The sequence below is a fragment of the Streptomyces sp. NPDC054841 genome, assembly GCF_053611045.1.
This window is the reverse complement of the sequence record NZ_JBSGZO010000651.1, coordinates 1-3,832: the sequence shown is the minus strand read 5'-3', so window position 1 is coordinate 3,832 and position 3,832 is coordinate 1. Positions and strand designations below refer to the sequence as shown.

The window sequence follows — 3,832 nt, the reverse complement described above, 5'->3', positions numbered from 1 at the left end:
CTCATACTGGGCGTATTCGGGCGATCCGACAACGCAGCGAGGTGCCGTAGCTGTCGTCGTGCGCCCGCCGGGGATTACGGGACAGCCCTTAGGGCCTGTCCGGTAGATCTTGCTGGGCTCGCGATGCCCTGCGACTCAGCCGCTTCGCGGCGGGCGCTCGCTGATCCAGCCTGATCCACCGGACAGGCCCCAGCCACACGAGCGCGTGTCGGTCGCCGGAAAGGGCGTCCCGGGTCCCCCGGCCGACCGGAAGCGGGGAACGGGAGGGAATGCCATAGTCGGGGGTGTGTCACCGGGGGCCGGACGGACCAGGAGAACCGGGCATGGTGTCAGCACGGGACGGATGGCCGGAGCACGGCGGCGCAGGCCGGTTCACTGTCGGGACGCGGCCGGGCCCCGAGCCGGACATCGTGGTGATCGAAGTCGGCGGCGAACTCGACCACGACACGGCCGAGCCGCTGCGCGCGGCTCTGGACGAGGGGATCGCCGGCGGTGCACGGAGGATCCTGGTCGACTGCTCCGAGCTGCTGTTCTGTGACTCCACGGGACTGAACGTGCTGCTGCGCGCACGGCTCGCGGCGCAGGAGACCGAAGCCACGGTGGAGCTGGCGGCCCTGCGTCCCCAGGTGGCCCGGATGCTCGCGATCACCGGTGCCGGGGCGGTCTTCCCCCGGTACGCGAGCCTCGGTGAGGCTCTCGCGGAGCCACGGCGGGAGTAGCCGTGAGCGCGGCCCTTCCGGCACAGGGGCAGACCCGCAGGCTCGTCCTCTCCGGGTCCCGGGGCGTGGTCGGGCGCTGCCGCGATTTCAGCCGTGCGGCGCTGGCCGACTGGGACTGGCTCCCGCCCGGCGACGCCGCGCAGCCCCCGTACGGCGGCGCGTACGACGATCCGTACGCCTGGGACGAGGCGCCGGACGGCCCGGCGGACCGGGACGCGGAGCGGCGTGCCGTCGCCGAGGACGTGCTGATGGTGGTCTCGGAGCTGGTCACCAACGCCTGCCTGCACGCCGGTGGACCGCTGGAACTGGTCCTGCACTGCACCGCCGAACGGCTCCGGGTCGAGGTCACCGACGCCAGCCCGGTGGCGCCCCGCCCCCGTCCCCACGCCGACCCCGCCACGCCCGGCGGGCACGGACTGATCGTGCTGGGGCGGCTCGCCCGTGCCTGGGGCTCGGTGCCGCGCGGACCGGGAAAGGCGGTGTGGGCGGAGATTGCGGCACCTCGTCGGCCGTGACGGAATCCGGGGGTGTCGCCCCGTGCGGCGCGTGCGAGAGTCGAGAGTGGACAGAGGACGCCGAACGAGCGACACGAGGTCGGCGATGGACGCATCCGGTCACTCTCGGCCGCACCCGCGGGACCGAGCTCTGGAGAACGCCCGGCCACCGGCGGCACTGAGCGAAGAAGGACTCAGGAAGCTCCTGGCCGGGCTCACGGCCGTACGCGACGGAGACTTCTCCGCCCGGCTCCCCGACGACGCCGTCGGCATCATGGGCGAGATCGCCGGGGTCTACAACGGCATGGTCGACCAGCTCTCGCTGGTCACCTCGGAAGTCACCCGGGTCGCCACGGAGGTCGGCGGCGAGGGCCGGCTCGGCGGCCACGCCCGGGTCAAGGGCGTCGGTGGCGTCTGGCAGGAACTCACCACCGGCGTGAACACCATGGCCGACAACCTCACGTCCCAGGTGCGGTCGATCGCCCAGGTCGCCTCGGCGGTCGCGCGCGGCGATCTGACCCAGAAGATCCGGGTCGACGCCCGCGGGGAGATCCTGGAGCTGAAGGAGACCATCAACACGATGGTCGAGCGGCTCTCCTCGTTCGCCGAGGAAGTCACCCGGGTGGCCCGCGAGGTGGGCACCGAGGGCGATCTGGGCGGGCAGGCGACCGTACGGGGCGTGTCGGGCACCTGGAAGGACCTCACCGACAACGTCAATTCCATGGCGACCAACCTGACCAACCAGGTCCGCAACATCGCCCAGGTCACCACGGCCGTCGCCCGGGGCGATCTGACCCGCAAGATCGACGTGGACGCTCGCGGGGAGATCCTGGAGCTGAAGACGACCATCAACACGATGGTCGACCAGCTGTCGTCGTTCGCCGCGGAAGTCACCCGCGTCGCCCGGGAGGTCGGCAGCGAGGGCCGGCTCGGCGGCCAGGCCGAGGTCGAAGGCGTCTCCGGCACCTGGAAACGACTCACCGAGAACGTCAACGAGCTGGCCGGGAACCTCACCCGCCAGGTCCGCGCGATCGCCGAGGTGACCAGCGCCGTCGCCGAGGGCGACCTGACCCGGTCCATCGCGGTCGAGGCCCCGGGAGAGGTCGGCGACCTCAAGGACAACATCAACTCCATGGTCGAGTCGCTGCGCGAAACCACCCGCGCCAACGAGGAACAGGACTGGCTCAAGACCAATCTGGCCCGGGTCTCGGGCCTGATGCAGAGCAGCGGCGACCTCACCCGGGTGGCGGGGATGATCATGCACGAGGTGCCGCCGCTGGTCTCGGCCCAGTACGGCGCGTTCTATCTGGCCGAGTACGGCGAGGACACCGACGACGGCAACGGCCCCGAACTCGTCATGATCGCCTCGTACGGTGCACCGGCGGATCCGGCCGGGCGCCGCCCCGTCCGCTTCCGGCTCGGCGAATCCCTGGTCGGCCAGGCCGCGCTCAGCCGCCGCACGATCGCCGTGGACGATCTGCCTCCCGGCTTCGTGACGATCTCCTCCGGACTCGGCTCCGGTGATGCCGCGGCCCTGATCGTGCTGCCGATCCTCGTCGAGGACCAGGTGCTGGGCGCCCTGGAACTCGCCGCGCTGCGCCCCTTCACCGGCATCCACCGGGACTTCCTCGACCAGTTCATCGAGACGGTCGGCGTCAACGTCAGCTCGCTGATCGCCCACGCCCGGACCGACGAGCTGCTGGAGCAGTCCCAGCGGCTCACCGCCGAACTCCGCGCGCGTTCAAAGGAGTTGCAAGCCCGGCAGGAAGAGCTCCAGCGCTCCAACGCCGAGCTCGCGGAGAAGGCCGCCCTGCTGGCCGACCGCAACCGGGACATCGAGCGGAAGAACCTGGAGATCGAGCACGCCCGCCAGGAGCTGGAGGAGCGGGCGAAACAGCTCTCCCGCACCTCGATGTACAAGTCGGAGTTCCTCGCCAACATGAGCCATGAGCTGCGCACCCCGCTCAACAGCCTGCTCATCCTGGCCCAGTTGCTCGCCCAGAACCCCGACGGCAATCTGACGGAGAAACAGGTCGACTACGCCGAGGTCATCCACTCCGCCGGATCCGATCTGCTCCAGCTGATCAACGACATCCTCGATCTCTCGAAGGTCGAGGCGGGCAAGATGGACATCCACCGGGAGCCGTTCTCGCTGCGCCGTCTCCTGGACCACGTCGAGGTGACCTTCCGGCCCCTGGCGAGCGAGCGGAGCCTGGATTTCCGGGTGGTCGCGGCGCCCGGCGTGCCCGCCGAGATCACCACCGACGAGCCCCGGCTCCGCCAGGTTCTGCGCAATCTGCTCTCCAACGCCCTGAAGTTCACCGAGCGCGGCGGTGTCGAGCTACGGGTCGACAACGCCACGGACGACGAACTCCCCGAGCCGCTGCGCGGCGTACCGGTGGTCGCCTTCCGCGTACGGGACACCGGCGTCGGTATCGCGCCCGAGCATCTGGATTCCATCTTCGGAGCGTTCCAGCAGGGCGCCGTCACCGTCGGCCGCCGCTACGGCGGCACCGGGCTCGGCCTCTCCATCAGCCGCGAGGTCGCCCAGCTCCTCAGCGGGGTGATCGTCGCCGAGAGCCGGCTCGGTGAGGGCAGCGAGTTCACCTTCTACGTACC

General features: G+C 70.6%; 3 protein-coding genes. All 3 read left to right on the top strand.

All coding sequences use genetic code 11. The features are described 5' to 3' along the window. The first annotated feature begins 323 nt into the window (after positions 1–323). Complete coding sequence (locus tag ACWGI8_RS41170) at positions 324–719, top strand: STAS domain-containing protein (protein ID WP_453668572.1); 396 nt, start codon at positions 324–326, stop codon at positions 717–719. Positions 720–721: 2 nt separating this feature from the next. Then, positions 722–1,234, top strand: a complete 513-nt coding sequence (locus ACWGI8_RS41165) for an ATP-binding protein (RefSeq protein ID WP_453668571.1) — start codon at positions 722–724, stop codon at positions 1,232–1,234. A gap of 85 nt (positions 1,235–1,319) precedes the next feature. Continuing rightward, on the top strand, positions 1,320–3,832 hold a 2,513-nt coding region (locus tag ACWGI8_RS41160; RefSeq protein ID WP_453668570.1), incomplete at its 3' end, for a HAMP domain-containing protein.

What these genes read in the sequence shown, in the direction of transcription:
- ACWGI8_RS41170 (WP_453668572.1), top strand. Translation starts at nt 324, where the DNA reads ATGGTGTCAGCACGGGACGGATGGCCGGAGCACGGCGGCGCAGGCCGG.